The organism is Reinekea sp. G2M2-21, from assembly GCF_015687175.1.
GTDB lineage: Bacteria > Pseudomonadota > Gammaproteobacteria > Pseudomonadales > Natronospirillaceae > Reinekea.
Genome location: NZ_JADPQG010000001.1, coordinates 1,302,252 through 1,328,206 on the forward strand (window position 1 = coordinate 1,302,252; position 25,955 = coordinate 1,328,206).

The window sequence follows — 25,955 nt, forward strand, 5'->3', positions numbered from 1 at the left end:
TGGATGTGGACTTTTTAAAAGTGTAGATGAGCGTTGAATTAACGCCAGAGTCCGTTCTTGTAACATACCGGTCAGGCGAACCTAACCGGTATGAAATTCGTCTCGTGATTAATTTGTGACGCTAAGAGCGTAAACTTATGCGCTCTGATAGGTTATTCCGCCGCGGCAATCAAGCTCGCATTACCGCCGGCGGCGGTCGTATCGATGCACAGATGGCGTTCCAGTCGATAACGTTCCACTTGCAGATATTCGGTGACAAATGGAATGAGTTCGCCGTCCCGTTTTGCCAATGCGATACGGAAAGCCCGACCGTTCCGTGCATTTGGGTGTGAGATAACGGCTTTTATTCCTTCGCAGTCCTCGAGTAACTCGGGGGCGAGAGCACCAAGCAGAACCTGAACGGGCCAATGTTGACGTTCAATCCGTTCGGCTATTGGACTCAATTCAGGGGTAACCAGAATGACTTTATTGCCGGTTGCCAGTCCCATACAGGCCTGCTGGATACCAATGTCTGCGGAATCCGCAATGCATAGTATTGTGCCGCGCGACACCCTGGATAATCGATTGAGTTCGCCAGTTGGCCCCGGCAAATCTGTCACAGTTTCATTCGACTCAGGCAGCTTTAGCCCAAGACTTTTAAACAGGTCTGCAAGGATTACTCTGTCTTCATTGCCAGAGGAGATTGGTGCGATGTCGACCAGTTTGTCAATCGAATCGGCCAGATCGGCACCACTAATTTGTTGGGCGGGGAGGGGAGTGAGTTCGATTTCCGACCACGTCGGTTGGAAAAACCTTTTTACGTAGGCTGGCCCTCCCGCTTTGGGACCAGTTCCTGATAATCCCTCACCACCAAAGGGCTGTGAGCCCACAATGGCACCAATTTGGTTACGATTCACATAGGTATTGCCGACATGTATTTGCGCTGAAACTTCAGCGAGGCGGGTATCCATCCGAGAATGCAAACCAAAGGTTAAGCCATAGTTTTTGCTGTTGATGCTCTCAATGACGGCTTCAACCTGGTCTGCTTTGTAGGTGGCGACATGTAAAACTGGCCCGAAGATTTCTTCTTCCAGATCGTCTATGCCCAACACTTTAATAACGGTAGGCGCGACAAACCGCCCATGTTCAGGTGCCACCAAGCTTTTTAACACCTGTCCTTTATTGGCAAATTTCTGGCAGTGTCGTTCAATTTTTTGTTGGGCGGTTTGATCAATCACCGGCCCGATGTCTGTTGACAAGTACCAGGGGTCGCCTAACGATAATTCGTCCATGGCACCGAACAGCATGGCTAGAAGATTGTCTGCGATGTCTTCTTGCACATAAAGGATACGAAGCGCGGAGCACCGTTGACCGGCACTTTGAAACGCCGACGCGACGACGTCCCGAACAACCTGTTCAGGCAAAGCTGTGGAGTCAACCAACATGGCATTTAGGCCGCCGGTTTCCGCAATAAGGGGGGTATGCGGCGCGAGATTTTTTGCCATCGCTCGGTTAATGGTTTGAGCCGTCTGGGTGGAGCCGGTAAAGCAAACACCATTAATTCGGGGGTCTGAGGTGAGTCGTGCGCCAACGGTCGCACCTGTCCCCGGAAGCAATTGAATGATTGCTTTGGGTATGCCGGCTTCGTGCATCAACTCGACGGCTCTGGCAGCGATTAACGGCGACTGTTCCGCCGGTTTGGCCAACACGGCGTTTCCGGCGGCGATCGCGGCAAGGATCTGGCCAGTAAAAATGGCTAACGGAAAATTCCAGGGCGAGATGCACGTGATGACACCACGGGATTGCAACTCTGTTAAATGTCCGTTGGCGCTCAGTTGTCGTATTTGTTGAGCATAGTAGCGGGCAAAATCGACCGCTTCGCGCACCTCACCGACGGCGTCAGCCAATGTTTTACCCGCTTCCCGGGTGGCCAGTACAAAGAACTCGGCAGCATGGTGCTCATATAGGTCGGCGACCTTCTCTAATGCACTGGCACGAGTTTCGACGTCGGTAACCGCCCAGGATGGAAAGTTCTCGACTGCGTCAGTAATGGCTTGATCGACATCGATGTCTGTCGCCCAGGTGACCTGACCCACAATATCGTTTGGGTCTGCTGGATTGGTGACTGTGTGGTTTTCATTTCCCGAGTAGTAGGGTTGAGCCAACAATGGGGTGGCTTGCCAGTGTTTGTTCTTCAGCTCATTCCTTTGTTTTTCAAGGTCGGCCACGACGAGAGGGTCGGTTAAATCCCATCCTTTGGCATTGCAGCGATGGGCGCCAAACAAATCTTTTGGTTTCACAATGACCTGGCTTTCTTTAACGCCACCCAGACGTTTCACTTCCACAAAAGGGTCTTTGGCTATTTGTTCGGGTGAAATTGAGGTATCCACAATCTGATTCACAAATGAACTGTTGGCCCCATTTTCCAGCAAACGACGCACCAAATATGCGAGTAAGTCTTGATGTTGGCCCACCGGTGCATAAATTCTACATCGGGTTTCTCCCATTCCATGCACGATATCATGTAACGATTCGCCCATGCCGTGTAAGCGCTGAAATTCGAAGCTGTCGCTGCGCAAACCCTTCGCCAGGGTCATGACCGCGGCAACCGAATAGGCATTGTGGGTCGCAAATTGTGGATAGATCCGATCTGTTTTCGACAATAGGTTTTTGGCACAACACAGAAACGACACATCGGAGTGCACTTTTCGGGTGTATACCGGAAACCCTTCCAGTCCCAGTGTTTGCGCGCGTTTGATCTCGGCATCCCAATAGGCGCCTTTAACCAGGCGAACCATTATTTTGCGATCCAATTGGTTGGCTAATGCATAAAGCCATTCGATAACAAACGACGCACGCTGACCAAAGGCTTGGACCACAACACCAAACCCTTGCCATCCTTCGAGTTCTGGAGAGCGCAAGACGGATTCAATAATATCCAGAGAGAGATCCAGCCGATCGGCTTCTTCGGCATCAATGTTGAACCCCATATTGGCTTCAGCCGCCATAATGGCCAGGCGACGGGTACGATCAACCAGTTCGGTTTTAACCCGTTCTTGCTTGGCGAATTCGTATCTTGGGTGTAGGGCGGATAATTTAACCGAAATGCCAGGGTTTTCGGCAACTTGCGCGTGGGTGCACAAGGGCGCCAGTGTCGCAATGGCTTGTTTATAGTCATTAAAATGCTTAAGAGCGTCATGCTCTGTACGTGCTGCTTCCCCGAGCATGTCGTAAGAGTAGGTATAGCCTCGGTCTTCCAGTTTAGCTGCTCGTTTTAAAGCTTCATGGATATCTTGACCCAATACAAATTGTCGGCCGAGCTCTTTCATGGCTTGCGCAACGGCGACACGAACGACAGGTTCGCCAAGTCGTTTAATGACGCCTTTAATGGTTGAATTAAGGCCCGGGTCGGTAGCAGGGGATATCAGTTTTCCGGTTAACATCAATGCCCAGGTGGAACTGTTTACGAGTCCGGACGTTGATTTTCCGATGTGATCCCGCCACTGACCAAAAGCGACTTTGTCTTCAATGAGCTTATCAATGGTATGGGCATCCGGTACGCGTAAGAGTGCTTCTGCGAGACACATCAGGGCGACGCCTTCTTTCGTCGATAAACCGTATTCAGCCAAAAAGTTTTCCATTAGCGTTGGTTTGCTGGACGCTCTGACCTGACGCACCAGATCGGCGGCACTGTTCGACGCTTGTGTTCTTTCTGTTTCAGATATCCCCGAGCCTTCGATTAGTTGGGTCAAGGTTGCTGATTCATCAGCGAGGTAGTGAGCTCGGATTGCGCTGCGCAGTTTTGTTATTGTCATGTCCATGTTTTCTCTCCGGTGGATGAAAACCTAAGTTCATCCCTTTGTCTTATCATGAGTACTTTTATTGATAATCATTCTACGAAGGAGTTACGGTCATACTTCCCGATTTCAGTAAAAATCTAGTGAAATATAGCGTTTTTAAGTGGCTTTGTAGGGATAATGCTTTGCGTTGTTAGGCTGTTTAAGAGAATTTTTGACGAGGCGATGCGTTAAACTCATCTAAGAACAACCAGCGGCTGACATTTTACCGTTCATACCGCTGGCGAGTTGAGCTGTTAATTACTGTTGCAGTTCCCGTTCAACAGAATCAAAGCGCGCATTAATCGACGCAGAAGGTTCTTTGGTGGCTAACGATACGACAAACACGGCAATCGTCGCCAGAATGACCCCAGGAATGATTTCGTATAAATCAAACCAACCACCTTCGAGTTGCTTCCATATCACCACTGTCAAGCCACCCACGGCAATACCAGCAACAGCGCCCCAGCGATTCATCCGTTTCCAATAAAGACTGATGATTAACGCCGGGCCAAATGCAGCACCGAAGCCCGCCCATGCGTAGGATACAAGCGACAATACGCCCGAGTTCTCATCCAGGGCCAGTAAGGTGGCGATCACTGCGATACATATGACGGCGAGACGTCCAACCTTTACCAGGTGTTCTTGGGTCGCATCCTTCTTAACGATCGCTTTGTAGAAATCTTCAGCCAACACAGACGATGACACCAATAACTGTGAGTCCGCGGTACTCATGATTGCTGCCAAAATCGCCGCGAGTAATACGCCTGCAACGGCAGGGTGGAACAAGGCATCGACCATCACCATAAACACGGTTTCGGTATCGCCCAAGCCTTCTTTGAAATAGGCAATGGCGAACATGCCCACCAGTACCGAGCCCAGCATAGACATACCGGTCCACACAACGGCAATGCGGCGCGCAGCGGGAACGGCGTCTTTACTGCTGATTCCTTTGAAGCGGGCTAGAATGTGGGGTTGTCCAAAGTAACCCAGACCCCAACCCAGCAGCGAAAGGGTACCAATCAGGGTGATTTGAGAACCATCTGCTTCGGTAAACATGTTGAGAAACTCGGGGTTAATATCGGAAATTGTCTGGAAGGTTTGACCAATACCGCCTAATTGCGTTAAAGCGATGACAGGAACCAGAATTAAGGCTCCGACCATTAACAGCCCCTGAATGACATCGGTCCAGGACACGGCCAGGTATCCTCCAAAAAGAGTGTAAGAAATCACGGCCACCGCACCAAAGATGACCGCGAACTGGTAGTCTAGTCCGAATACGGTTTCGAACAATTTACCACCTGCCACCAAGCCCGAACTGGTATAAAACAGGAAAAAAACCAACACAAAAAATGCGGCAACAACGCGGATTGCGTGACTGTTGTCTTCGAAGCGCTTCTCAAAGAAGGCTGGTAGGGTGAGGGCGTCTTCGGCTTTATAGGAATACACCCGCAATCTCCGTGCAACAATCAGCCAATTCAACCAGGTACCAATCAATAAGCCGCCAGCTAACCAGAACGCATTAAAGCCTGCTGCCATGGCGTAGCCTGGTAGCCCCAACAATAGCCACCCACTCATGTCGGATGCGCCGGCGCTCAGCGCGCTTGGAAAAGGTCCTAGATTACGTCCCCCTAAAACGTAATCCGATAAATTTTGTGTGCGCCGGTAAGCGACCACGCCAATGGCTAACATGGCCGCGAGATAGACAATAAAAGTCAACGTAATCATTTTTTCCTCTCTTGTTATATTTTTAATCATCACTTGCGAGCAAGTGTGCGTCGTTCCTGACGGTGGGAAGGTTGTTGAGGCTAAAGAGCTCTATTCTTATTTGAATGATCTTGTAGCGCCTCACCAATAGTGCCAAAGAGAACCTGATCAAGATTAAAACAAAATGCTTGGGCGATTCTCCTAAGATTATCTCTCTGTTAGGAAATATTCTCATTTTCATGTCGCGTAATAGAGATTCCACTTTATGGGTTGCAAAACAGAGTTCGGTGCTCAACACGGACTAAAAAAAGCCTGTTCAGCCCTCTTTTTTCGTAACTGGATTCGATGCGAATGTCTATCAATTCGTTGACAATAGTCGATTTGTGCTGTTTTCTGTAAATATATTTACTTTAAAACCATTTGAGTCTGGGTGAGTAGTGATTATGGAACAGCTGGATAAGCTTGATTTGGCCATTCTTCAGGAGTTGCAAACCAATGGCCGTATTACCGTAACTGAGTTGGCTTCTCGTGTTGGATTGTCGAAAACACCTTGCCAAATCCGTATGAGGAAGCTTGAAGAGCAAGGCTACATATTGGGTTATGTGGCGTTGGTGGATCAGAAGAAGATTGGCATTAAGTACGTTGCCTTTGTGCAGGTGTCGTTGTCCGATACGAGAACCAGAGCACTCAATGCGTTCAACGAAGCCGTTAGAACGGTTCCTGAAATTGAGCAGTGCTACATGATTGCCGCCAGCTTTGATTACCTGCTCAAGGTTAGGACCTCGGATATGGACAATTACCGACGTATACTTGGTGAAAAAATTTCCTCCTTGCCATATGTCACCCAAACCAGCACGTTTGTGGTAATGGAAGAGGTCAAAGATATAGAGTCACGCTTTACCCAAGCATCAGGTAACTAAATCAATCGAATGCTATGTGCGGGTTAGCGCGGGTTATAAATTTGAGTGTCCTGAACTTATATCAGCATAAGAAGCTGCGAGGTTTAGGTTTGGTAGATTGAATCATCGACACATAGGTCATCACTTATTTGGTGAACTGAACTTGGAAACTTTGTACTGAAAAGCAGATTCAAACAACGAAATCGAACACTCATCCCTATTTCCTGTAATCTTTATTACAGGAAATAGGGATGAGTGTTTATAGACCCTCCTTTAGGCCCCATTTCCAAACACCTCGCGTGAAATAATTACCAACGCTTTCGTTTTCGATAAGCAACTCTTTGTTTACCAGTAAACCCCTTACTCCTGCGAAGATCCTATAGTTCATTTGCCACAGCTCCTTTAGACTGAAGATAAATTCCCGGAATCACTGTCTCTATGTTGCCGTTCATTCAAGCGCTCATTCCCATCATCGTGCTCATAGTCATCGGTTACGTTTTAAAACGCGTCACCTTTTTAGCGGATGATATTTGGGCTGGCATTGAAAAACTTACCTATTACGTGATGTTTCCAGCTTTACTGATCTATACGCTGGCCCGTCAGGATATTCATGGCACTCCCTGGCCACTGATGTTATTTGTCACTGGTGTTTCACTGCTGGGTGCCGCTGCGGTGCTAATCGCTTGGTTTCACTGGCGCCACTCAACGTCAGCAGCGACCTTTACGTCTATCTTTCAAGGTGGTGTTCGGTTTAATACCTACATCGCGCTGTCCGTCTCCGGTGCTTTTTACGGTGAGCAAGGTTTAGCGCTGGCGTCACTGTGCGCTGGTTTTATGATTGTCATTATCAATCTTCTGTGTGTCAGCGTGTTTGCCCTATATGGCGATAAACAGCGACCTTCAGCGAAGACCTACCTGAAACAGATTGCTTACAATCCACTCATTGTCGGGTGTGCTATTGGCTGGCTCCTGAGCCTCACCGGTATTGGACTGCCTGGCGTCAGTATGGATGTCTTTGAAATAATTGGTCGGGCGGCATTGCCCATCGGGTTATTGGCCGTGGGTGCAGCGCTTAAGCCAAGGTTGATTCCTGGTCATTTAAAGTCAATTTCAGTCGCCAGCGTAGTTCAGTTTCTGATAAAGCCAGCTCTGGTATTCTCGCTGGCATCCTTGATTGGTTTGCCCACATTGTCGTTTGACGTCATTCTTATTGCCTTTATTTCGCCAACGGCCTCTTCAGCCTATATTTTGGCCCGTCAACTTGGTGGTGATCTTGAGACCATGGCGTCGATCATAACCCTGCAAACCATCCTAGCCTTTGGTGTAATGCCTCTGTGGGCAGTATTTCTTGCTTAGACAAATGCGATGTTAAATATCGGCATTGGCCTACCGTTTTCCACTGAATTTCTGGACTGACCAAATCCAGATCAATAGTTTCGGCAGTTTTGTCTGCGTTGTCGCATGAGAGGCCCTATACTGCGCGTAATATTCAATTGCATGGAACTTCAAATGAAAAAAACCTTAATCATATCCGTGGCGGGAAAAGACCAGGATGGTTTCATCAATACCTTGACCGTGAAGACGAAGGCATTGGGTGGCAAGTGGCTGGCGAATAAACTGGCCCATCTTGACGGCCATATCGCCGGTTTATTGAAAATGGAAATAGACGCGGAACAGATTGATGCCTTTAAAACCATGATGACTGAGTTTGATCATATTGAGGCAACCTATTATGACTCGACAGATATGGACTACCGTCATGAAACAAACTCAGTTCAATTGACGATTGAAGGCGAAGATCGCAGTGGGTTGACCAGCGATATTACGCGTTTGTTATTTGATCAAGATGTAAAAGTTGAACATTTTGAGAGTCAGCGATATCCGGTTATTGGTCTCGGTACCGGTGTCTTCGAAGCTCATCTGGAAGTGCGCCTACCCGCTTCGGTAACCGTTGACACTCTAAAAGACAGCTTGGAAACCCTGGGTGGCGGTCTGCGGGTTTTTCTATCTGAAACCGCCTGATGATCTGCTCCCCTTTTCTGGAAATATGAGCTTCTGAGCCCCGCCAACCGGGGCTTTATTATTTCTAATCAGATTGAATTGTCGTGAACGATACGCAAAAGTGCGAAAACCGCTTACTATTACAAATTGATATACTGTATCATTTGCGACAATTTACGCTTACGCCTCTTTTTTATGCCATTCTTTAATGCCAGTTTGCTGACTAGACTCTGTTTCATGACGGTTTTCATCGCCCTGTTGGGTCTGCTCTTGTGGAGCGTCATTTAGATGCTTGATTTTCATAACCTGACCTTGGGATATAACCGCCACCCGGCTGTGCATCATTTGACTGCATCGATTAATTCCGGTGATTTTGTGGCGTTAGTCGGTCCCAACGGGGCCGGTAAATCGACGTTGATGAAGTCGATTTTGGGCCATGTTTCACCGATGGAAGGTGAGATTCAGTTTCGTGGAATCACGCGGGAAGATGTCAGCTATCTGCCTCAGGCCAGTGCTGTTGATCGTCAGTTTCCATTGACGGTTGAACAATTTGTTGCCAGCGGGTTATGGCAGGAAAAACGCACTCACAAGGCTTATCGTAAGGTCGATTTTGACACCGTTAAGGATGCGTTGGTGAAAGTCGGTCTGGCCGGATTCGAAAAACGGACTCTGGATGCCCTCTCCGGTGGGCAGTTTCAACGCCTGTTATTTGCGCGAAAACTGATGCAGCAGGCAAAATTGTTATTGCTCGATGAGCCATTTACCGGTGTAGATGAGCAAACAATTGATGACCTCATGGTCTTGCTGACCAAGCTACATGGTCAGGGGGCAACAATCGTAGCGGTCATTCATAATCTGAATCTCGTGCGACGTTATTTCCCGAAGACTTTGTTATTGTCGCGTGAATTAATTGCCATCGGTGAAACCCAAACGGTTCTGTCGCCTGAAAATCTGTTGCGTGCCAGTACCATCGGATTTGGCGATCACGTTCATGCAGAAGTATGCGAGGTGCCTGAGCGTGTTTGATACCCTCATTCAACCGTTTGTTGAGTTCGCATTTATGCGTCGTGCGCTGGTTGGTATGTTCCTGTTGTCGGTTTCAACTGCCCCTGTCGGCGTTTTTTTGATGTTACGGAGAATGAGCTTAACCGGTGATGCCATGTCACACGCCATATTGCCCGGAGCTGCAATTGGTTTTCTGTTTGCAGGGCTTTCAGTTACAGCGATGACCATTGGTGGCCTGATCGCAGGCAGCTTGGTGGTCTTGCTTTCCGGCTTTACCGCCCGTAAAACCGGCACCGGTGAAGACAGTAATCTAGCGGCATATTATCTAACGTCATTGGCCGCGGGTGTTATGATTATTTCTATGAGCGGCAGCAATGTTGATCTAATGCACGTGTTGTTCGGTTCTGCATTGGGCCTGGACAACACAGCCCTGATTTTACTCTACATCATCAGTGCAATTACTCTAGTTTGCTTGACCCTGATCTATCGGCCGTTGGTCTTGGAATGTGTGGACCCCGATTATCTTAAATCTATCAGTCGATTGGGCTCGGTGGCTCACTATGGATTCCTGATATTGGTCGTGTTGAATTTGGTCAGTGGCTTTCACGCCATGGGAACATTAATGTCTGTCGGGTTGATGGTGCTGCCTGCCGCGATTTCCCGCTTTTGGGTGAAGCAGCTTGAGCCAATGATCGTTCTTTCCGTGCTGATTGCCTTCAGTGCATGCTTGACCGGTTTGTTACTGTCTTTCTACTTCAATATTCCAACCAGTCCTATGATTATCACAACGTTGGGCGCAACCTATTTTCTATCCATTTTTGTCGGCCTTAACAATGGCATAGCAACCCGTTTTTTGATGAAAAAACAAAAGCATCTGTCTGCCTGAATATCCTGATAACAGCCCCCATTAGAAAGCAGTCTGTAGGGGCTGACAAAACCATCATTCACATACAGTTGAATCGATAATTTTAAACTCAACCCGACGGTTAAGGCTTCGACCCACCTCTGTCTCATTAGTGGCGCGTGGCTGAGTCTCGCCAAAGCCCTTCGCGATCAAACGCTCTGGTGCTATGCCCTGTTCTTGCAAATACGATTTGATACGATCGGCCCGTCGATTAGACAGGTCTAAGTTGTACTCTTCTGATGCGGTGCTGTCGGTGTGGGCTTGTATTTCTATGGCAATTGCAGGGTGCGCCATCAATTGCTTTGCGGTTTCATTCAGTGCAGTTTCGCTTTCCGGTGTAAGATCGGCGGAATCGACCTGGAACTGGATGGCGTCTATTGCCCCATTGAAAATCTGACAAGTCTGTTCTGGAACCGGGTCTGGTATTGGTTCTGGTTCAGGTTGAATAACAACAGGGGCTTCCACCGTTTTTGGAATACGATGGGTGTCATGAATGGGGAAATATCGAGCGAGTGAAACGCCGATAAAACTCGCATCGTTGTCGAAACTGTCGTACTCCGCACGTACAAACCAGTTTGGCGCAAAACGCCATTGCAGGCCAACACCAACATTCAATTGAGCAAAGGTTTGTTTTTCATAGCTGATGCGGCTGTCCGAAACCGTGTTGATAATCGAAGACAGCCCAACTCTGGCGAACATATCAATATCATTCTTAGGTCCCCAGAGGTGGAAACTGCCAGAAACGGTGGGGATTTTATAGCTGATTGTTGCATCTGGGATAAGTGCTTCAATACTGGGGTTTGTGTTTCCCAACCCGGCTTCACCGGTATCAACAAACGAAAGCTCACCACTCCAATGCGGAAATATTCGTTGGCCGATGAAGATTTTGTAGCCCCAGTCGCGGTCGTCTTTTACGTACCAGCCACCTGAAGTCCCCTCCGGTGCCACTTCGGTGGAGCCCACACCTGCTCCTGCGTACCAGCCGGACTTAAATTTCAGGTTGCGGCGGTTTAGTTCACCATGAACGTCGGGGTCGTAAAGTTGCCAGACCGTAAGCTCATTCGGTACCACGTAGCGCGCTGCAATAGCCTCGTGTGCTTGAACAATGGCAGGAAATGCTGCGGTAACAGTTAAAAAAAAACCTTAGGTGAAACGCGGCATCGGGCGGTTTTTCGCAAAAGTAGTAGAACAGGGATTAACATAAGCCATTCTCCCCCACCACTTCCCACACCAGAGACGGCCGTTTTGAGCCCTTCCATTTTCTGGAGCCGATCATTAATCCCGTCTTTATCGAAATCTCCATTTTCAATATCGTCGTTAAATCCATCACCGTCGGTATCAACGTCGCGGTAATTATACAGTCCATCACTGTCGGTATCGGTAATGAACAAAGGCGTCCCTGCTGGCTTACCGGCAATCGCTATAACCGGATCGACAACATCAAACAAACCATCTCCGTCTAAATCGACAGTGTTATCCAAGATGCCGTTTTGGTCCGTATCGAGGTCGATAATTGTTTTCCCGATAGGTAATGATTCCAACAGATCAGACAGATTATCATTATCGCTGTCCAGATCCAGATAATCGGCGATGCCATCGTTATCTGTATCTACTGGGTTTTGTAAACTGACGACTGTATTGGAATTATCAAGGAAGCCATCCTGGTTCGTGTCGTTAGCCAGGCTGCCCTGGTATTCAACGCTGTCTGGGATACCGTCATTGTCACTGTCTAAATCCAGATAGTTAGGAATACCGTCGTTATCTGAGTCCAATTCGATACCACCAGGGGCTTCAAGCACGTCGGCTATCCCGTCGTTGTCGGAGTCTTGTTCGATTGTCGGCCGGTCATCATTTTCATGCGTTGAAAACAGACTTTGAGCGCGGAAAAATGCCCATGAGTCCAAGCGGGCGTCGCCTTTGTCGACGATACCAATAATGAGTGTGTTTTCTTCATTGGGAATCACCGACGCCTGACAACGGATCAGCTTGGTAAAACCATCCATTTGCGTGGCATAGTTGGCAACAGAACGTTCAAAACGGCCGTCTTCTTCATCCATTCCAGGATCATTGTTAATGTAAAGCTCTGGATTTGAAGATTCACCATGTTCGCCATGGACAGGAGGAAAGTTAGCGCGGTCGTTAACTGTATTAATGCTGAATATCTGGCCATCCGGTGTTTTTGCGCAATTGACCCCATTCACCAGCAATTCAAGTTTGTCATTGTATTTGGAGTGAACGTACTCGTTATATTCTTCTGACCCAAAAATGAAATCTAAGGTTAAGGTATTGAAGGTCGGTACAAAGGTAAAACTGAGCTTTGCGGGGTCGTAAACGTCTTTGCCGAGGTCGATATCTTCAACAGCATTTTCGTTGAACACAGTCGTTGTGTTGTCAACTTCATTTTTAGCACTGACGACGCTGGTGACTTTGCCCGTACTGAGGATAATACCGTTAGCGAACGACGGTCCAAATAATGAACTGTAATCACTGAACAAGCCAATCTGATCATGCTCGCCGGTAAATTCGACACTAGTAACAGACAGGCCGGATCCAACAAGTGTATCGGCAATGCCATTTAAGGAGACTTCTACATTATCTTTGGCGATGACAATGTCCGCATTGGCAATATTGATACTTGAGAGAATTGAAAAGATAACAACGGCTGTAACGCGGTTGGCAGAAGAGGTACATCGCCCATCCATAGGAAACTTCCACTAAATTAAAAGAAAACGGGGCTCAGCATAAAGCGAATGCCAGACTTCGGCTATATTCTTATTAACAAAATGAGACATAGAACTCATTAATTTTGAGATCTTTGACGGAAAAATTAAAAAGTGCGTCAAATTCAGTATTGAAGAAGCGCTTTCTTGCACAAATTTACCGCTGCACGGAAACGTGCAGCGGCCTTGTGTTATGTCGGATTTTATTGCCGATTGATAAGAGTGAAGCCGGTTGGCACTTCGAAGACACTTGAGTGCACGTCCTCTAAAGTCGCCGACTTGATTTCATAAACGTATCTGACCAGGGGTTCTTTCTTCCAGTTTTCAAGCAGCTTGTCGCCGCCTTTCTTGGCAAGATTGCTCAGCAATTGCTTGCCTACACCTTCAATACCATTGGTCATGTCCAAACTATTATTCGCAATGGCGCTCTTCTCTTGCTGACAAGCTTCCGATTTGCGTGCCCATTCCAGTTTGATTGAAATGGGGTAGCCCTTGATGGTTGCCAGTTTACGACCGATTTCGCCGTCAAACTGGAATTGTTGGTTGTCCAGATCACCAGTGAAAGCCGCTAACGCTTTGTAACCGTTTTCGCCCAGGAGGCCAACCAGTGGGTCGGAGGCTGCTTTTTTTGCGATTCCGTCTTGAAACTCGCCATGTACCTTCCAGAGCTCATTGAGCTTCTGATTGACATCGGTCGTCCAAAAATCAAAACTGATTTCATTCAGGTCTTTATTTCCGGTTTGGTCCTGAAACTCCACACGCCACATTACTAAGTACTGTTGTACGTCGAAACCGTTCAGCTTTCGGGTTTGTCCAGTTTTAGTTACGTCAAAATCATTGGCGACCATATCAACGCGACAACCCAGTTCGTCATAATTCTGGTAATCGTCTTCGGTCTCCGCCCCTTCTTCTTGTTTGAACTGGTCAAAAAACGAAACTTCAGTACACCCGTCCAGTGGGCATTCCGAATATTTTTCGCCTTTATAGTTCACTTTGTAGGCTTTGTTTAAATCAATTCGAGCGATATCAGCCTCGTCTGAATTTGCCCACCGCATAACGAAGCTGTCGAATTTAATCGTATCGCGAATGGATCGCTTATCGGCTACCGTGTAGGCAATTTGATTGCCTGTAAAATCCGGTAGTATTTGCCCATTGACACTAAACTCCGCTTTTACAACGGCGCTGTTTACTTTGGGGGAGCTATCGATGGTTTGGCTGGCACAGCCCAGAATGACAGCCGTTGACAGTGGCAAAATGATTGAATTTTTCATGCAAAGTCCTTGTTTTTGCAGGGTGTATTACCTTGAACGCCCTAACCTTCAGGTTTTTCCTGTTTTGTTGGAGTGATTATGTTGTTATATGTTGCTTGCTAAAAAGCTGGCAGAGGTTAGCAAATGCAGAATAGGAAGTATTAGAGCGTCATTTCGAATTTGGGAGGTTGGTCACAATTTGGTGTAACCCACGAGAAATATGAATTACAGGGTTACTTTTCGTTGTTGATATAAAGCCTTTAGCTCCGCCACCTGCGTTTCAAAACCTAATGTCCGGGGTTTCGACGTTTTAGGGTCTGGATGCAATAATTCAAACTCACCCGTTTGATTAAACCATTTCATGCCTTCCTGATTGAGCCAATAGTAAATGCCCCAATGCGTGAAGTCCCACTCTGCCAGGTAGTCATTGATCTCAAAATCTATGTAGTAAGCAATACCGTTTCGGAATACAAAGTTGGTTGGAAAATAATCAATATTGAGGTCTTCGGCGCGCATCACTTCGGATATATGGAAGACACCCAACAACATGTCAGTTGAAATATCACCACAGGCAATGAGATCTGAGGCCAGATCACCTTCGATGTATTCTTTAATTAAGTACTCTTGTTCTTTATTGATTTCCAACAAACGGGGAATATGAATATCAAGCTTTTCCAAGCGTTTATAGGCGTTTACCTCCGCACCAAATTTATCATCTCCAAAATCATAAAAATCACTGGGTTCATGATGAATCTTTTTGGCTACGTATTGTCGGGTTCCGTCGGTTACCAGGTAAGAATACCCTCCCTTGCCTTTGCCAAGTAATCGGACGAAATCCAGCGGCTTATTCTGATATCGAATCGTGTCATTCATGGTTGAGGGTGCTCAAAAAACAGTCGACAAAGCATACGAATAAAAAATTGGAAAGCGATGATATAGCGCAAGCTCGTTATTGGACAGAAACTTTTCTCGCACTAAATCGCATGATAATCGCTCAATTGTGCGTATTGCGTGAATTGTTGCCCATTCCATTGAATCGTGAAATGGGCACTCTGACGCACTGGCGTTGTTGCCTTCGGCCGGAATAAACCGGTACAGAGTCCACCTTCATGACGCACAGAACGATATAAAATGCCTGAATGCTGTTGTCGAATATCTCTGGCCAAACGTTGAGGAATATCGTAACGGTCGGTGTGCAAGTCCGGTATGTCGCGCACATCGATAAGTGATTCGGTAAAGGACCCGACATAGGACCGAACTGTTGCATCGGCCTGGTCGGTAAATCCGTGTTCAAGCCAAAATTTGCCTGCATGGTATGTCCATTCGGCGATGGCGGTGTGCACGCTGTCTGAGCAGTAATAAACACCAAAGGTGTCATCATTAAACCGACCTGGCGAAAAATGGCAAAATGACGCCATAACGGCGCCCCATCCCGGCCCGGATCGAAAATCCTCGGCAGGCAGCCAACATCGCCAATTGGTCAGTCGATCGTTTGTTGCACTTTCAAGTTCAGCCAATAGCAGCTGGTCCCGTGCATCGACCGAATCAAACACATTGGTAGGCGGAAAACGGGAATGAATTACCCGGTAATGACGCCATTCCGGCTTGATTAACCTAACCTCTTGCAGCATCGAGATAGCGCCTGACCATGTAGAGAGCGTTCATCGTTCCTTGCTCGAGCAAATACTGTTTGACCGACTTGCCCTGAAAGATCGGGTTATCATTGGGAACCTGAAACCATTGCCCTGCTATTTCCGGGCGATTGGGCGGCGTAACCAATTTATAAGCTTTGTAGATGCCAATGAGCAAGCTCAGACGTTCCATGACATCACGAGACAGATCCACATCTTCACCGGAGAGCGCTTTTTTCTTCCAAGATTGCAAAGTGCGCTTGGCGACACCGCCCAATAACTCACATTGATCATCAACCGACAGGTTCCATTCATGACTGTGTCGCATGGTTTCGAACCAGCGTAGAGCAGCCGCTGCGTGACGATCGGACTGCAGGACATTAAAGACCTGTCCGTCCGATGACCACTGGGTGTGGGGATAGCTTGCCTGTGTACTCACCATAACCGTGACTCAATTATATATGTTCAATGTCATTCTAGTGCAATATTGCGCGATTTCCACAAAAATATGCAATTCGGCTTATTTGGGGCGCAATGCCTCATAATAATGTTGGCGACACATCGATACATAGCGTTCGTTTCCGCCAATCTGGACTTGTGCGCCTTCAGCCAAGGCATTGCCATGTTCATCCATTCGGACCACCATGATCGCTTTGCGGCCGCAATGGCAAACTGTTTTCAGTTCCGTCAACTTGTCTGCAATGGCCAGCAACCGCTCTGAGCCAGTGAAAAGCTCTCCCTGAAAATCAGTGCGTATACCGTAGCAAAGTACCGGCACATTTTTTTCGTCAACAATGACGGCCAGGTCGTCTACCTGCTTGCGGGTCAGAAATTGAGCTTCGTCGATCAGAATGCAATTTACATCGGGAGATTGTTCAAACCATCTGATCAGATCGGTATCTTCGTTAAAGGTATCCGCGAGCTTTTCCAGGCCGATACGAGACGCGATACGACCCTCACCGAAGCGATTGTCCAACTGAGCGGTTAACAGCCGGGTTTTCATGCCCCGTTCATGATAGTTGTAATCTGATTGTAGCAATGCCGTCGATTTGCCTGCATTCATTGCTGAGTAATAAAAGTACAGTTGGGCCATATGATCTTCACTTCGGTTTTCATTTGTCGGTTGGTCAGGAATAATACCGGGCTAAAATGAAAAGCTACAATGGTAAACAACCGAATGAAGATAATTTCTTTTAATATCAACGGTATCCGCGCAAGACTTCATCAATTGGAAGAGATCAAAGCGACTCACAATCCGGATATTCTCGGGTTGCAGGAAATCAAAGTTCATAGTGATCTTTACCCGCATGCTGACGTTAGTGCAGCATCCGGCCTGGTGTCTCAGGTATTTGGACAGAAGGCGCATCATGGGGTGGCCACCTTATCCCGTTCACCGGTTGCCCATGAATGTGGCTTCCCCGATGATTCAGAAGACGACCAACGGCGCGTAATTATTACCCGTCATCCGACGACAGATGGCCGTGAACTGGTGGTCATCAACGGGTATTTCCCGCAAGGGGAAAGCAATAAACACGAAACGAAGTGGCCCGCGAAACGAAGATTCTATGCGGATTTGTACCGTTGGTTGACGGAAAATGCTTCTCCCTCGGATTTAATTGTCGTATTGGGTGACTTTAATATTGCCCCCGTCGACGAGGACATCGGTATAGGTGAAAAGAATGCTAAGCGTTGGCTGAAAGAGGGAAAATCGGCCTTTTTGCCAGAAGAACGTGAGTGGTTTGAGAAAATTCGGGGTTGGGGGCTGACCGATTCCTATCGCCACCAATACCCAAACATAAATGATCGATTCAGCTGGTTTGATTACCGTTCCAAAGGGTTTGACGATGAACCCAAGCGTGGACTGAGAATCGATCACCTGATGGTTACGGCACCTTTGATTCCTTTAATTAAGGATACCGGCATCGATTATCATATCCGCGGCATGGATAGACCCAGTGACCACGCGCCTGCGTGGCTAGACCTCGATTTAAATCTGCTCTAATGCATCAATCAGCGCCCTCTTAATAACGCTCCAGGGCGCTGATTATCTCATACGGTGTAACACCTGATTCTGCCAAATACACTGAAATGCCAGCCCTTTGTCGCCCAAAGTCAAAGATGAACGCGATGGCAACGTATTTTTGATATTGAGATCGTCGTCGAAGGTCAGCCCGTAACCCAGGGGAAATAATGCGCTTGCTTTATTAGCGGGTGCGCCACTGCAATCTCCTCGAGGCCAATTAACCGGCAAAGTGCCCTTGATTGGCCAAATACCAAACAGACCATCGGCAACACCTGCGCCTTGTGTGCCGGGTAACCAGGCGACCACAAAAGCGTCACTTTGATTAAGCTGAGGGTTAAGCCAAAGAGGCCGACCGCCCTGATAAACGGTGACAATCGGAACCCCGGAATATTTTTGCTTTATGGCATTCAAAACCTCTATGCCAAAGAAGGTTTTTGGGCTGTTTCCGGGTGTTAAGCCCACCCAACTGGGGTAGTCGCCCATTGTTTCGGCACAGGACGGCTCGGAAATCACCACGATGATGGCATCAACCGATTCTTCCAAACGGTCAGCGAGTTTTAGCTCAGTTACGTGTCCGCCGCCGGCAATCACAGCTTCCAGGACACCATCTAAGATCGTTGTCGCATCCGGGAAATATGTCTTTGCATGGTGAGCCCCGCCTTGCCAGGTGAGCGACCAACCTCCGTTTTGCCGAGCTAAGGCATCGTAATCGCCCGCAATCAGGTAATTTCCGGATGGTTTCAGTGGCAGTAGTTGATGGTTGTTCTTCAGCAGAACCAATGATTCTCGCACCGCTTGGCGCGCTAATTGATTCAACTGGACCGAATTCAATAACCTGTTGTTACCCGCCAGAAGTCGTTGCGAGGGCATTGGTTTTTCAAACAAACCGGCCCGGATCTTAACTCTGAGGATACGCCGAACAGCGTCGTCAATTCTGGACATGGGTATTTCTCCCCTCTCCACCGCGGCCACAGTAGCGTCAATAAACCCTTTCCATTGGTGGGGCACCATGACCATATCGATCCCGGCATTGATGGCTTTCGCGCAAGTGTGTTGGTACCGACACCCCTCAACTTTCGACAATGCGTCCCAGTCTGAGATAACGAATCCATCAAACCCCATCTTGGTTTTGAGCACATCGGTTAATAAATAGGCGTGCGCGTGCATGGCCAAACCTTTCCAACTGCTAAAACTCGCCATCACAATCTGCGCGCCAGCTTCCAGAGCACCGTAATACCCTTGAGCGTGCAGATTCATCAACGCGCGTTCGGAAACCCGACTGTTTCCCTGGTCACGACCATTAGTTGTCGCACCGTCAGCAATAAAATGCTTGGCTGTGGCCAGAATACCTTTCTTCAGGTCGCGACTTTGATACCCAAGCACAGCTGCGTGCGCATACTGATACATGGCGCCTGGTTGCTGACCGAAACTCTCATAGAAACGACCCCAACGAGGGTTTTGTGCAATGGCAACCGTTGGTGCAAATGTCCAGTCGAGACCGGTTGCCATAACCTGCTCGGCGGTCGCCTGCGCAATGCTCTGTATCAGATCAGGGTTATTCGTGGCACCGAGACCTATGTTGTGAGGAAACAGTGTTGCACCGCGGACATTGTTGTGACCATGCACGGCATCCGTTCCCCATAAAACAGGAATGCCTAATGGTGTTTGCTGGCTGGCCAGCCAATATTGATCCGCTATTGATAACCAAGCCTTTGTGCCGGCTTCAGGGTAATTGCCGGGCCAAGAGCCTCCTCCGTTCAGAATGGCACCCAAGGCGTAGGTTGTAACGTCTTCCGGTGAGGTCGATGCAATTTCACCTTGAGTCATCTGCCCTACTTTTTCAGCTAACGACATGGCGTCTAACAACGCATCTATCTGTTGCTCCGTAACCGGGTCGAGCGCTGGTCTTTTTAACGAAGGCCAGTTATCTAAATCTGAATAAGGCGTTGAAAGGGTCGGTCGATTCTTTTGGGTTGCCGAGAATTGAATACCGGGCCAAACCAGAAAAATAATTAAGGCAACTAAGAAGGAAGTAAAGACGACTCGTTTGTATCGTATGACCATGTGGCCTTCCTGAGGGACTAAATCTAAATTACATGCTTCTGGTTACAACACGAAGGATCGGGTTCTATCAACCGGATCCTGTTATTTGCCTAATGGCTCGTTCAGACGGAGCAAGCCCGTTTTAAAAACGGGCGTATTCTCATCTTGCGTCCAATGAACTTATATTTTTTGCCAGTCAAAGCCTGCATCGACCAGGGATTCTGCCTGTTTTGCATCGGTGATCACTGCCTGCGAACGGTTTTCTTCCGTTAGGTAGCGATCGGCCATCGCAATAAGTTTAGATTTTGTTACCGCTAAAATATTTTCACGGTACTGCTTTCGATAATCATCGGTGCGGTTAAATAAATGGTTCTGATAGGCACCCTTTACTTCGCCAGCCGGAGAGCCGGGTTTGTCAAGCGAACCAACCACACCAAGTATTGCCTGTTCAACTTGCTCATCTGTTACGACGCCGCTTTTCAGCCACTCAACAGAGCCGGAAAAATCTTGCAGGGTTTCTGCCAAACGAGGATCGCGGTAGGAGTAAAAGCGGAATACGCCGTTACTGTTGTCATGACTTGCACCACCACCGTAGGCACCACCCTGCTCGCGGATCTTGGTGTGCAGGTAGTTGTTGCGCAATACACCACCCAACACCGTCAATGCGGCGGAATCTTCATGATCAGGAGCGACAGTTTTATAGGCCGCCGCACAGAAGTTCACTTGTGTATCCGTACTCCAGACGATCTTTTTCGCGTTGAATCGCTGCAAGGACTGTTCAGGTGCAGGCGACTGCTCGCCGAATAAGATGCCATTGTCGATCATCTGACGCTCATAGTCCGCCAGTCGTTGATCTTCTCCGACCAACAACGCATGAGCAGGCTGTGCCTGAAATTTGTGATGCAGATTAATCAGGTTTTCTAACCAGGTTTCTAACTCAGCACGATCATGTTTCCAACTTTGAACCCAGTTTTTCAGTCGTCGAATGGCCGGAATACCTGTTACATCGTATATGAGCGCACTGCCGTTGCTTTGACTGGCCGCGGCGGTTTGCATCGCCAGGCCATGACCGTTCCCGGTAATACCCTGCATGCGGCGCGAACTCATCAGGTTCAGATAGTCAGAAATTCGCTCTAACTCGTCGAACCGGGCATTTTCCCAATGGTCTTTCATGATGGCGGTTAGATCGCCAAAGTTACGATCCAACGATTTACCGGTCAGGACCAGATAGCCACTGAGTTCATCAACATTGGAGATGGATGGCTTATAAAGATTGTATAAATTCACATTGCCGGTTTTGGCGGCTTGTCGCTGTTGGGTTTCCAAATAATTCAGTGAACCCGCGCCGAGCTCGGGCAGTAAAGCTGCATAAAGCGGTAAGATTCGCCGCTCTGATTCGTTTAGCGGCGGAATCGGCCAATACCATTGCTGATACGCGATACCGTTTGTCCCTGCCCCATACTGAATCACCGGAGTCCATGTTTTGGGTTGATGTCGCTTCACATCGGGTTTTACGTCCGTAAGCGATACTTTAGGCAACAGTTCTCCGTCATCCTGCATTTCCTGGCGCTCTTTCAGTGCCAATGCCTGCGCGACAATTTGCTCCTTTTCTTTATCGCTTAATGACGCTTGAATCCGGTCAAGGCGAGCCCGTTCATTTGCCTGTTGCCGAGACACCATGCTGGTATCCGGTTTCATGGTCATGGTGACTTGATGAACATTATTCAGCAGCAACGATTCGACTAAGCTCGAAATGTATCCGGGCGTTTTGGTTTTTTCGCGCAGTTTCTGCAGCGCATTGTCGAGATCAAGTGACTCCATGACGGAGCCTCCGTGTGTAGCGGCACCGGTGACTGAAAAAATCAGCTGCAAGCCGTATGGATAACTGTCGCCGGTGACTTCTCGCTGGGACAATTCCAATTGATGCAACATGGCTTCAATATCTTCTTCGGCGACGCCATCTTTAGCCACTTGCTGCAGCGTTTCGATCACCAAGCGCTCAAACTCGTCGACTTTCTCAGGTTCGCTGCCTTCAATACCGCACATGAATAGCATTTCTCGGTTTGAGTCATCCAAACCGCACAGTGGTGACGGGTTGGTCCCGAGGTCACTGGTTTCAATAGCTTTTCGCAACGGCGAGGAGCTGTTATCCAAAAGCAAATCACTTAATAAATGCGCTTCGAGCTGGGCAAACAAATCTGTGCTTTCGCCGAGTAACCAACCTAATGTCAAATAGGTTTTTCCGTTCGTGTCGCCATCTGCTGGGTAGGCCTCTTCGACTTTTAAGCGTCGACTGAAGCGTTTTTCCAACGGCACACTGAGTTTATGAGGCAGCGGTTCAAACTTCTGCAGGGCCTGTTCTTCTATCTGCTGTTGAATATTGTCTGCCGGGCGGTTGCCAAAAGTAAAAAACGTCGCATTAGACGGATGGTAATGCGTTTTGTAAAACTGTTTTAACTGTTCATAGGTTAAATCTGGAATGTGTTCCGGGTCACCACCACTGTTGTAGTGATAAGTATTGCTGGGAAACAAATAACTTTTGAAGGATTGGTATAAATGAGATACCGGTGAACTCATCGCACCTTTCATTTCATTGAACACCACACCTTTGAACTGCAGTGGCGATTCCGGGTTGGTCATATCTTCAAATTCAAGTCGATGACCTTCCTGCAAGAAATCCAGTTCGTCCAGACGTGAAAAAAAGACGGCATCCAGATAAACCGAAAGCAGGTTTTCATAATCTTTAGCATTTTCACTGGCAAACGGGTACGCAGTCCAGTCGCTGCTGGTCATGGCATTCATGAACGTATTCAGCGATCGGCGTGTCATCATGAAAAAGGGATCACGAACCGGGTATTTTTCAGAACCACACAAAGCCGTGTGCTCTAAAATGTGTGCGACGCCTGACGAATCCTGAGGCATGGTCCGTAGAGAGACCATAAACACGTTTTCGTCGCTGTCCGCAGCGAGATGGAAATGTTCGGCACCGGTGTGTTTGTGTCGATAATGCTCCAGGCGCACGTTCAGCGAATCGATATAACGAATATCAATACGTTCGAAGGCGGGGTGAACGGCTACCTGGGTCGATTTCAATTCTGATTGGGTCATAAATCCTCTTTGCCCGCATCACTCATTCGAGAACAGTAATTTGGTCTATGTTTTAAATTGGCTCTAGCTTAGGTCGGTAAGGGTGGAACATGCAAGCCGAAACGCCCTATTAAGGCCCTTTCATCCTGAGCCGAAATACGTAGAATACCCGCCCCTAATCAAAATCAGAGGTGCATATGACGGAGTTTGTTCAAGGGCAGCGTTGGCTGGTGGATAGTGAACCTGAACTTGGCCTGGGTATGGTCCAGAGTGTCGATGGCCGGGCTGTTCTATTGTATTTCCCGGATTCTGACACCGAACGCCAATATGCCCTGCGCGAAGCTCCGTTGACTCGGTTGATTCTAGAAGTGGGCGACACATTGGAGCATCGAGATGGTGGTTCCATGGAAATCGCTAAAGTGCACCCGCTCAATGGGCTGGTCATCTATGAAATCACCGATGGCCAAATGGTCCCGGAAACGGAACTGGCTGATACCGTCAAGCGAAACAACCCGGTTATGCGTTTGTTAACCGGTCAAACAGATCACCCAAATTGGTTTTCTTTCCGCTCCACTTTGAATCGCGGCATTCAGGCGATTTGGAATAAGCACTTGAATGGACTGCTGGGAACCCGCTCTTCTCTGTTACCTCATCAATTGTATGTGGCTAAAAAAGCAACCGAGCACAGCCATGTCCGTGCATTATTGGCAGACGAAGTGGGATTGGGAAAAACCATTGAAGCCGGGCTAATAATTAACCGGTTGGTGCATCAAGGGCGTGCAAAACGAGTATTGATTGCTGTTCCAGAAGCATTACAGGCACAATGGTTGGTCGAGTTGATCCGCCGTTTCAGCTTATATTGTGAAATGTATCAGACGGATGAGCATGATTTTGGCATTGGACAGGTCCATCTCGTCACGCATCGTCAAATACGTGATTCAGACACAATGATGGCAGTTGCCAGTTACGACTGGGACATGCTGGTTGTTGATGAAGCTCACCATTTACCTACTGAAAACAGCGATGACGATTATCATTGGAGTGTTTTCGCCCAACAGACCGCTCATTTACTCCTGCTTACGGCGACGCCAGAACAACTTGGCCTGGAATCGCATTTTGGCCGGTTGCAATTATTGGACGCCGGTCGTTTTGCCAGTTTTGAACAGTATCAGCAGGATGAAGCATCATTTGCCGAATTAACGGATCTGGCGCGCGCCCTGAATGAAAATGACGTGAGCGACGACCAAATAGCAGAACTGGAAAAACTTGGGATTCGCTGGAACAACGACGCTCAACAGGTATTGTCATCATTACTGGATCGACATGGTACCGGACGGGTTGTGTATCGAAATACCCGGAAAGGCGTAAGCGGTTTTCACGCAAGAACGGCCGATAAAGCGGAATTTGAAAATAACGATGAAAGGGTGCGCGCCTTAGCCGCGTGGCTGAAACAAAACCGATCTGAGAAAGTATTGCTCATAACGCACGCCAAAGAAGACGCCAAAGACATTGCCTATCAGCTGTGGCATCAGCATGGTATCGAGGCAACCTCGTTCCATGAAGACCTGGACTTGATTGAACGTGACCGTGCTGCAGCCCATTTCGCGAATAGCGAAGAAGGCGCGCAAATTCTGGTGTGCTCTGAAATTGGCGGCGAAGGACGGAATTTTCAATTTTGTCATCACCTTATTTTATGGGACATCCCCTCGCACCCGGATATGTTGGAACAGCGAATTGGGCGCTTGGACCGAATCGGGCAAACGCAAACTATCCAGATACACGCCTATTTGCTGAAAGACTCAATCGACCAACTGCGATATCAGTGGTATCAGAATACTCTGCACTGCATTGAAGCGATGCAACCTGCCGCGGGGACCATCCATGAAAAGTATGCTGATCAATGGTTTAACGATCCGACAGACCAGTTGCAAGAGGACATTGCCCAAGAACTGGTGCAAGTGACCGAGCAATTGGAGAAAGGCCGCGATATTTTGTTGGAGCTCAACTCTTGCCGACAACCAGAAGCGGGAATCATCAAAGATCAAATCGAAGAGTTGGAGCAGCACCACCCACTGCAAGTGGTGGAGATGGCCGCCAATCTGCTTAATCTGCATTTTGAAGCCATTTCAGACGGTATTTATGAGCTGATTCCTTCCAGTAACATGCTCATACCGACGCTTCCCGGTATTCCAGAAGGCGGAGCAATTGTTGCCTTCGATCGTGAGACCGCGTCAAGCCGCGAAGACAGCCTGTTTTTGTCTTGGGAACATCCTTTTGTTCAGGGTTTGGCCGACATACTGCATGGCACAGAACTTGGGCAGGCCAGTATCGCGCTGCTGGAAACAGAACAGGTACCCGCTGGTCAGCTGTTATTAGAAGTGCAATGGTCCATGTCTATTCCGGAACGTTTTGGTCACGCTATTAAACCTCACATGAATGAGGCCATATTCAGGACACTGGTGCTGGAAGGTGGTGACAAAGATCTGAACGCAGTGCTCCCAGAGGACGCGCTTCAACTGCAGATCAAATCCCTACCCGTTAAACTGGCCAGGAAGATGATCCGACAGGCGAAAGAACGCATATCGCCTCTCTATGACGTCAGTCAGAAACTTGCCCAGGCTAGATTTACGCAGGCCATGGCGACGACAGTCGAGTCGCTCACAAAAGCCAACGATGCCCGCATTGAGCGACTTACCTATCTGGAAACGGTCAATCCTCTTGTTTCAAAAGACGATGTCGATGCCTTGGTTTTGCAAACCGAGCAGGAAGCTAATGCACTAGAGCAATGTGAATTTGTTACTAGTGGTGTCCGACTGATTCTGTGCGCCCCCCCAGGAACGCTTTAAAGTTTCCGCCAACCGCCAGCATAA

Annotated in this window: 19 protein-coding genes; 7 read left to right on the top strand and 12 right to left on the bottom strand. The window is 48.1% G+C overall.

Annotated elements, in window-relative coordinates; all coding sequences use genetic code 11:
- Positions 1-152 precede the first annotated feature (152 nt).
- Positions 153-3,800 carry a bifunctional proline dehydrogenase/L-glutamate gamma-semialdehyde dehydrogenase PutA gene (gene putA, locus IYN85_RS06025; RefSeq protein WP_196157914.1) on the bottom strand — a complete coding sequence of 1,216 codons (3,648 nt, stop codon included), beginning with the start codon at positions 3,798-3,800 and terminating at the stop codon, positions 153-155.
- A gap of 276 nt (positions 3,801-4,076) precedes the next feature.
- On the bottom strand, positions 4,077-5,543 hold the full coding sequence (gene putP, locus IYN85_RS06030) for a sodium/proline symporter PutP (RefSeq protein ID WP_196157915.1): 1,467 nt from the start codon (positions 5,541-5,543) through the stop codon (positions 4,077-4,079).
- A 422-nt stretch (positions 5,544-5,965) separates the two neighbouring features.
- On the opposite strand from putP, the gene IYN85_RS06035 reads away from it, so the two are divergent.
- From IYN85_RS06035 to IYN85_RS06045, 3 genes are all read left to right on the top strand, one after another.
- On the top strand, positions 5,966-6,442 hold the full coding sequence (locus IYN85_RS06035) for an Lrp/AsnC family transcriptional regulator (RefSeq protein ID WP_196157916.1): 477 nt from the start codon (positions 5,966-5,968) through the stop codon (positions 6,440-6,442).
- A gap of 417 nt (positions 6,443-6,859) precedes the next feature.
- Positions 6,860-7,777, top strand: a complete 918-nt coding sequence (locus IYN85_RS06040) for an AEC family transporter (protein ID WP_196157917.1) — start codon at positions 6,860-6,862, stop codon at positions 7,775-7,777.
- Positions 7,778-7,930: 153 nt separating this feature from the next.
- Positions 7,931-8,443 carry a glycine cleavage system protein R gene (locus IYN85_RS06045; protein WP_196157918.1) on the top strand — a complete coding sequence of 171 codons (513 nt, stop codon included), beginning with the start codon at positions 7,931-7,933 and terminating at the stop codon, positions 8,441-8,443.
- Positions 8,444-8,602: 159 nt separating this feature from the next.
- On the opposite strand, the gene IYN85_RS26125 is transcribed toward IYN85_RS06045, so the two are convergent.
- Entirely contained in the window at positions 8,603-8,725 is a 123-nt protein-coding gene (locus tag IYN85_RS26125) for a hypothetical protein (RefSeq protein ID WP_255533666.1), read from the bottom strand.
- Between IYN85_RS26125 and IYN85_RS06050 the strand changes: the two genes are divergently transcribed.
- A complete protein-coding gene (locus tag IYN85_RS06050; protein WP_196157919.1) occupies positions 8,711-9,448 on the top strand; it encodes a metal ABC transporter ATP-binding protein in 738 nt (245 codons plus the stop codon). The genes IYN85_RS26125 and IYN85_RS06050 overlap by 15 nt on opposite strands.
- Positions 9,414-10,313 (top strand): metal ABC transporter permease, encoded by a 900-nt coding sequence (locus tag IYN85_RS06055; RefSeq protein WP_196157920.1) that lies wholly within the window; start codon positions 9,414-9,416, stop codon positions 10,311-10,313. The genes IYN85_RS06050 and IYN85_RS06055 overlap by 35 nt, the downstream gene beginning before the upstream one ends.
- Positions 10,314-10,367: 54 nt before the next feature.
- Here the strand turns inward: IYN85_RS06055 and IYN85_RS06060 are convergent, their stop codons facing one another.
- The 7 genes from IYN85_RS06060 to IYN85_RS06090 all read right to left on the bottom strand — a co-directional run bounded on the left by IYN85_RS06060 (position 10,368) and on the right by IYN85_RS06090 (position 17,025).
- Positions 10,368-11,402, bottom strand: a complete 1,035-nt coding sequence (locus tag IYN85_RS06060; protein ID WP_196157921.1) for an OmpA family protein — start codon at positions 11,400-11,402, stop codon at positions 10,368-10,370.
- Between the two features lie 59 nt (positions 11,403-11,461).
- The gene (locus IYN85_RS06065; RefSeq protein WP_196157922.1) at positions 11,462-13,033 is read right to left on the bottom strand and encodes a choice-of-anchor L domain-containing protein; all 1,572 of its coding nucleotides are present in this window, start codon (positions 13,031-13,033) and stop codon (positions 11,462-11,464) included.
- 221 nt (positions 13,034-13,254) lie between these two features.
- A complete protein-coding gene (locus tag IYN85_RS06070) occupies positions 13,255-14,322 on the bottom strand; it encodes a hypothetical protein (protein WP_196157923.1) in 1,068 nt (355 codons plus the stop codon).
- A 204-nt stretch (positions 14,323-14,526) separates the two neighbouring features.
- A complete protein-coding gene (locus IYN85_RS06075) occupies positions 14,527-15,174 on the bottom strand; it encodes a hypothetical protein (RefSeq protein ID WP_196157924.1) in 648 nt (215 codons plus the stop codon).
- Between the two features lie 101 nt (positions 15,175-15,275).
- On the bottom strand, positions 15,276-15,932 hold the full coding sequence (locus IYN85_RS06080) for an RES family NAD+ phosphorylase (protein ID WP_196157925.1): 657 nt from the start codon (positions 15,930-15,932) through the stop codon (positions 15,276-15,278).
- On the bottom strand, positions 15,916-16,374 hold the full coding sequence (locus tag IYN85_RS06085) for a hypothetical protein (protein ID WP_196157926.1): 459 nt from the start codon (positions 16,372-16,374) through the stop codon (positions 15,916-15,918). The genes IYN85_RS06080 and IYN85_RS06085 overlap by 17 nt, the downstream gene beginning before the upstream one ends.
- A 78-nt stretch (positions 16,375-16,452) precedes the next feature.
- Complete coding sequence (locus IYN85_RS06090) at positions 16,453-17,025, bottom strand: thymidine kinase (RefSeq protein WP_196157927.1); 573 nt, start codon at positions 17,023-17,025, stop codon at positions 16,453-16,455.
- A gap of 84 nt (positions 17,026-17,109) precedes the next feature.
- On the opposite strand from IYN85_RS06090, the gene xthA reads away from it, so the two are divergent.
- Positions 17,110-17,934: an exodeoxyribonuclease III gene (gene xthA, locus IYN85_RS06095; RefSeq protein WP_196157928.1), complete on the top strand. Its 825-nt coding sequence runs from the start codon at positions 17,110-17,112 to the stop codon at positions 17,932-17,934.
- Positions 17,935-17,976: 42 nt separating this feature from the next.
- Here the strand turns inward: xthA and IYN85_RS06100 are convergent, their stop codons facing one another.
- Together IYN85_RS06100 and IYN85_RS06105 are read right to left on the bottom strand one after the other, a co-directional pair.
- The gene (locus IYN85_RS06100) at positions 17,977-20,019 is read right to left on the bottom strand and encodes a glycoside hydrolase family 3 protein (protein WP_196157929.1); all 2,043 of its coding nucleotides are present in this window, start codon (positions 20,017-20,019) and stop codon (positions 17,977-17,979) included.
- A gap of 159 nt (positions 20,020-20,178) precedes the next feature.
- Positions 20,179-23,106 carry an insulinase family protein gene (locus IYN85_RS06105; protein ID WP_196157930.1) on the bottom strand — a complete coding sequence of 976 codons (2,928 nt, stop codon included), beginning with the start codon at positions 23,104-23,106 and terminating at the stop codon, positions 20,179-20,181.
- 176 nt (positions 23,107-23,282) lie between these two features.
- Here IYN85_RS06105 and IYN85_RS06110 point away from each other — a divergent pair, with 176 nt between their 5' ends.
- Positions 23,283-25,931 (top strand): helicase-related protein, encoded by a 2,649-nt coding sequence (locus tag IYN85_RS06110; protein WP_196157931.1) that lies wholly within the window; start codon positions 23,283-23,285, stop codon positions 25,929-25,931.
- The last annotated feature ends 24 nt before the right edge of the window (positions 25,932-25,955 follow it).

Excerpts from the sequence above, each read along its gene's own strand:
- putP (WP_196157915.1), bottom strand. The coding sequence starts at position 5,543 with ATGATTACGTTGACTTTTATTGTCTATCTCGCGGCCATGTTAGCCATT.
- IYN85_RS06055 (WP_196157920.1), top strand. The coding sequence starts at position 9,414 with ATGCAGAAGTATGCGAGGTGCCTGAGCGTGTTTGATACCCTCATTCAA.
- IYN85_RS06090 (WP_196157927.1), bottom strand. The coding sequence starts at position 17,025 with ATGGCCCAACTGTACTTTTATTACTCAGCAATGAATGCAGGCAAATCG.
- IYN85_RS06105 (WP_196157930.1), bottom strand. The coding sequence starts at position 23,106 with ATGACCCAATCAGAATTGAAATCGACCCAGGTAGCCGTTCACCCCGCC.
- IYN85_RS06075 (WP_196157924.1), bottom strand. The coding sequence starts at position 15,174 with ATGAATGACACGATTCGATATCAGAATAAGCCGCTGGATTTCGTCCGA.
- IYN85_RS06045 (WP_196157918.1), top strand. The coding sequence starts at position 7,931 with ATGAAAAAAACCTTAATCATATCCGTGGCGGGAAAAGACCAGGATGGT.
- IYN85_RS06035 (WP_196157916.1), top strand. The coding sequence starts at position 5,966 with ATGGAACAGCTGGATAAGCTTGATTTGGCCATTCTTCAGGAGTTGCAA.
- IYN85_RS06050 (WP_196157919.1), top strand. The coding sequence starts at position 8,711 with ATGCTTGATTTTCATAACCTGACCTTGGGATATAACCGCCACCCGGCT.
- IYN85_RS06065 (WP_196157922.1), bottom strand. The coding sequence starts at position 13,033 with ATGGATGGGCGATGTACCTCTTCTGCCAACCGCGTTACAGCCGTTGTT.
- IYN85_RS06110 (WP_196157931.1), top strand. The coding sequence starts at position 23,283 with ATGACGGAGTTTGTTCAAGGGCAGCGTTGGCTGGTGGATAGTGAACCT.
- IYN85_RS26125 (WP_255533666.1), bottom strand. The coding sequence starts at position 8,725 with ATGAAAATCAAGCATCTAAATGACGCTCCACAAGAGCAGACCCAACAG.
- IYN85_RS06040 (WP_196157917.1), top strand. The coding sequence starts at position 6,860 with ATGTTGCCGTTCATTCAAGCGCTCATTCCCATCATCGTGCTCATAGTC.
- putA (WP_196157914.1), bottom strand. The coding sequence starts at position 3,800 with ATGGACATGACAATAACAAAACTGCGCAGCGCAATCCGAGCTCACTAC.
- xthA (WP_196157928.1), top strand. The coding sequence starts at position 17,110 with ATGAAGATAATTTCTTTTAATATCAACGGTATCCGCGCAAGACTTCAT.
- IYN85_RS06080 (WP_196157925.1), bottom strand. The coding sequence starts at position 15,932 with ATGCTGCAAGAGGTTAGGTTAATCAAGCCGGAATGGCGTCATTACCGG.
- IYN85_RS06070 (WP_196157923.1), bottom strand. The coding sequence starts at position 14,322 with ATGAAAAATTCAATCATTTTGCCACTGTCAACGGCTGTCATTCTGGGC.
- IYN85_RS06100 (WP_196157929.1), bottom strand. The coding sequence starts at position 20,019 with ATGGTCATACGATACAAACGAGTCGTCTTTACTTCCTTCTTAGTTGCC.
- IYN85_RS06085 (WP_196157926.1), bottom strand. The coding sequence starts at position 16,374 with ATGGTGAGTACACAGGCAAGCTATCCCCACACCCAGTGGTCATCGGAC.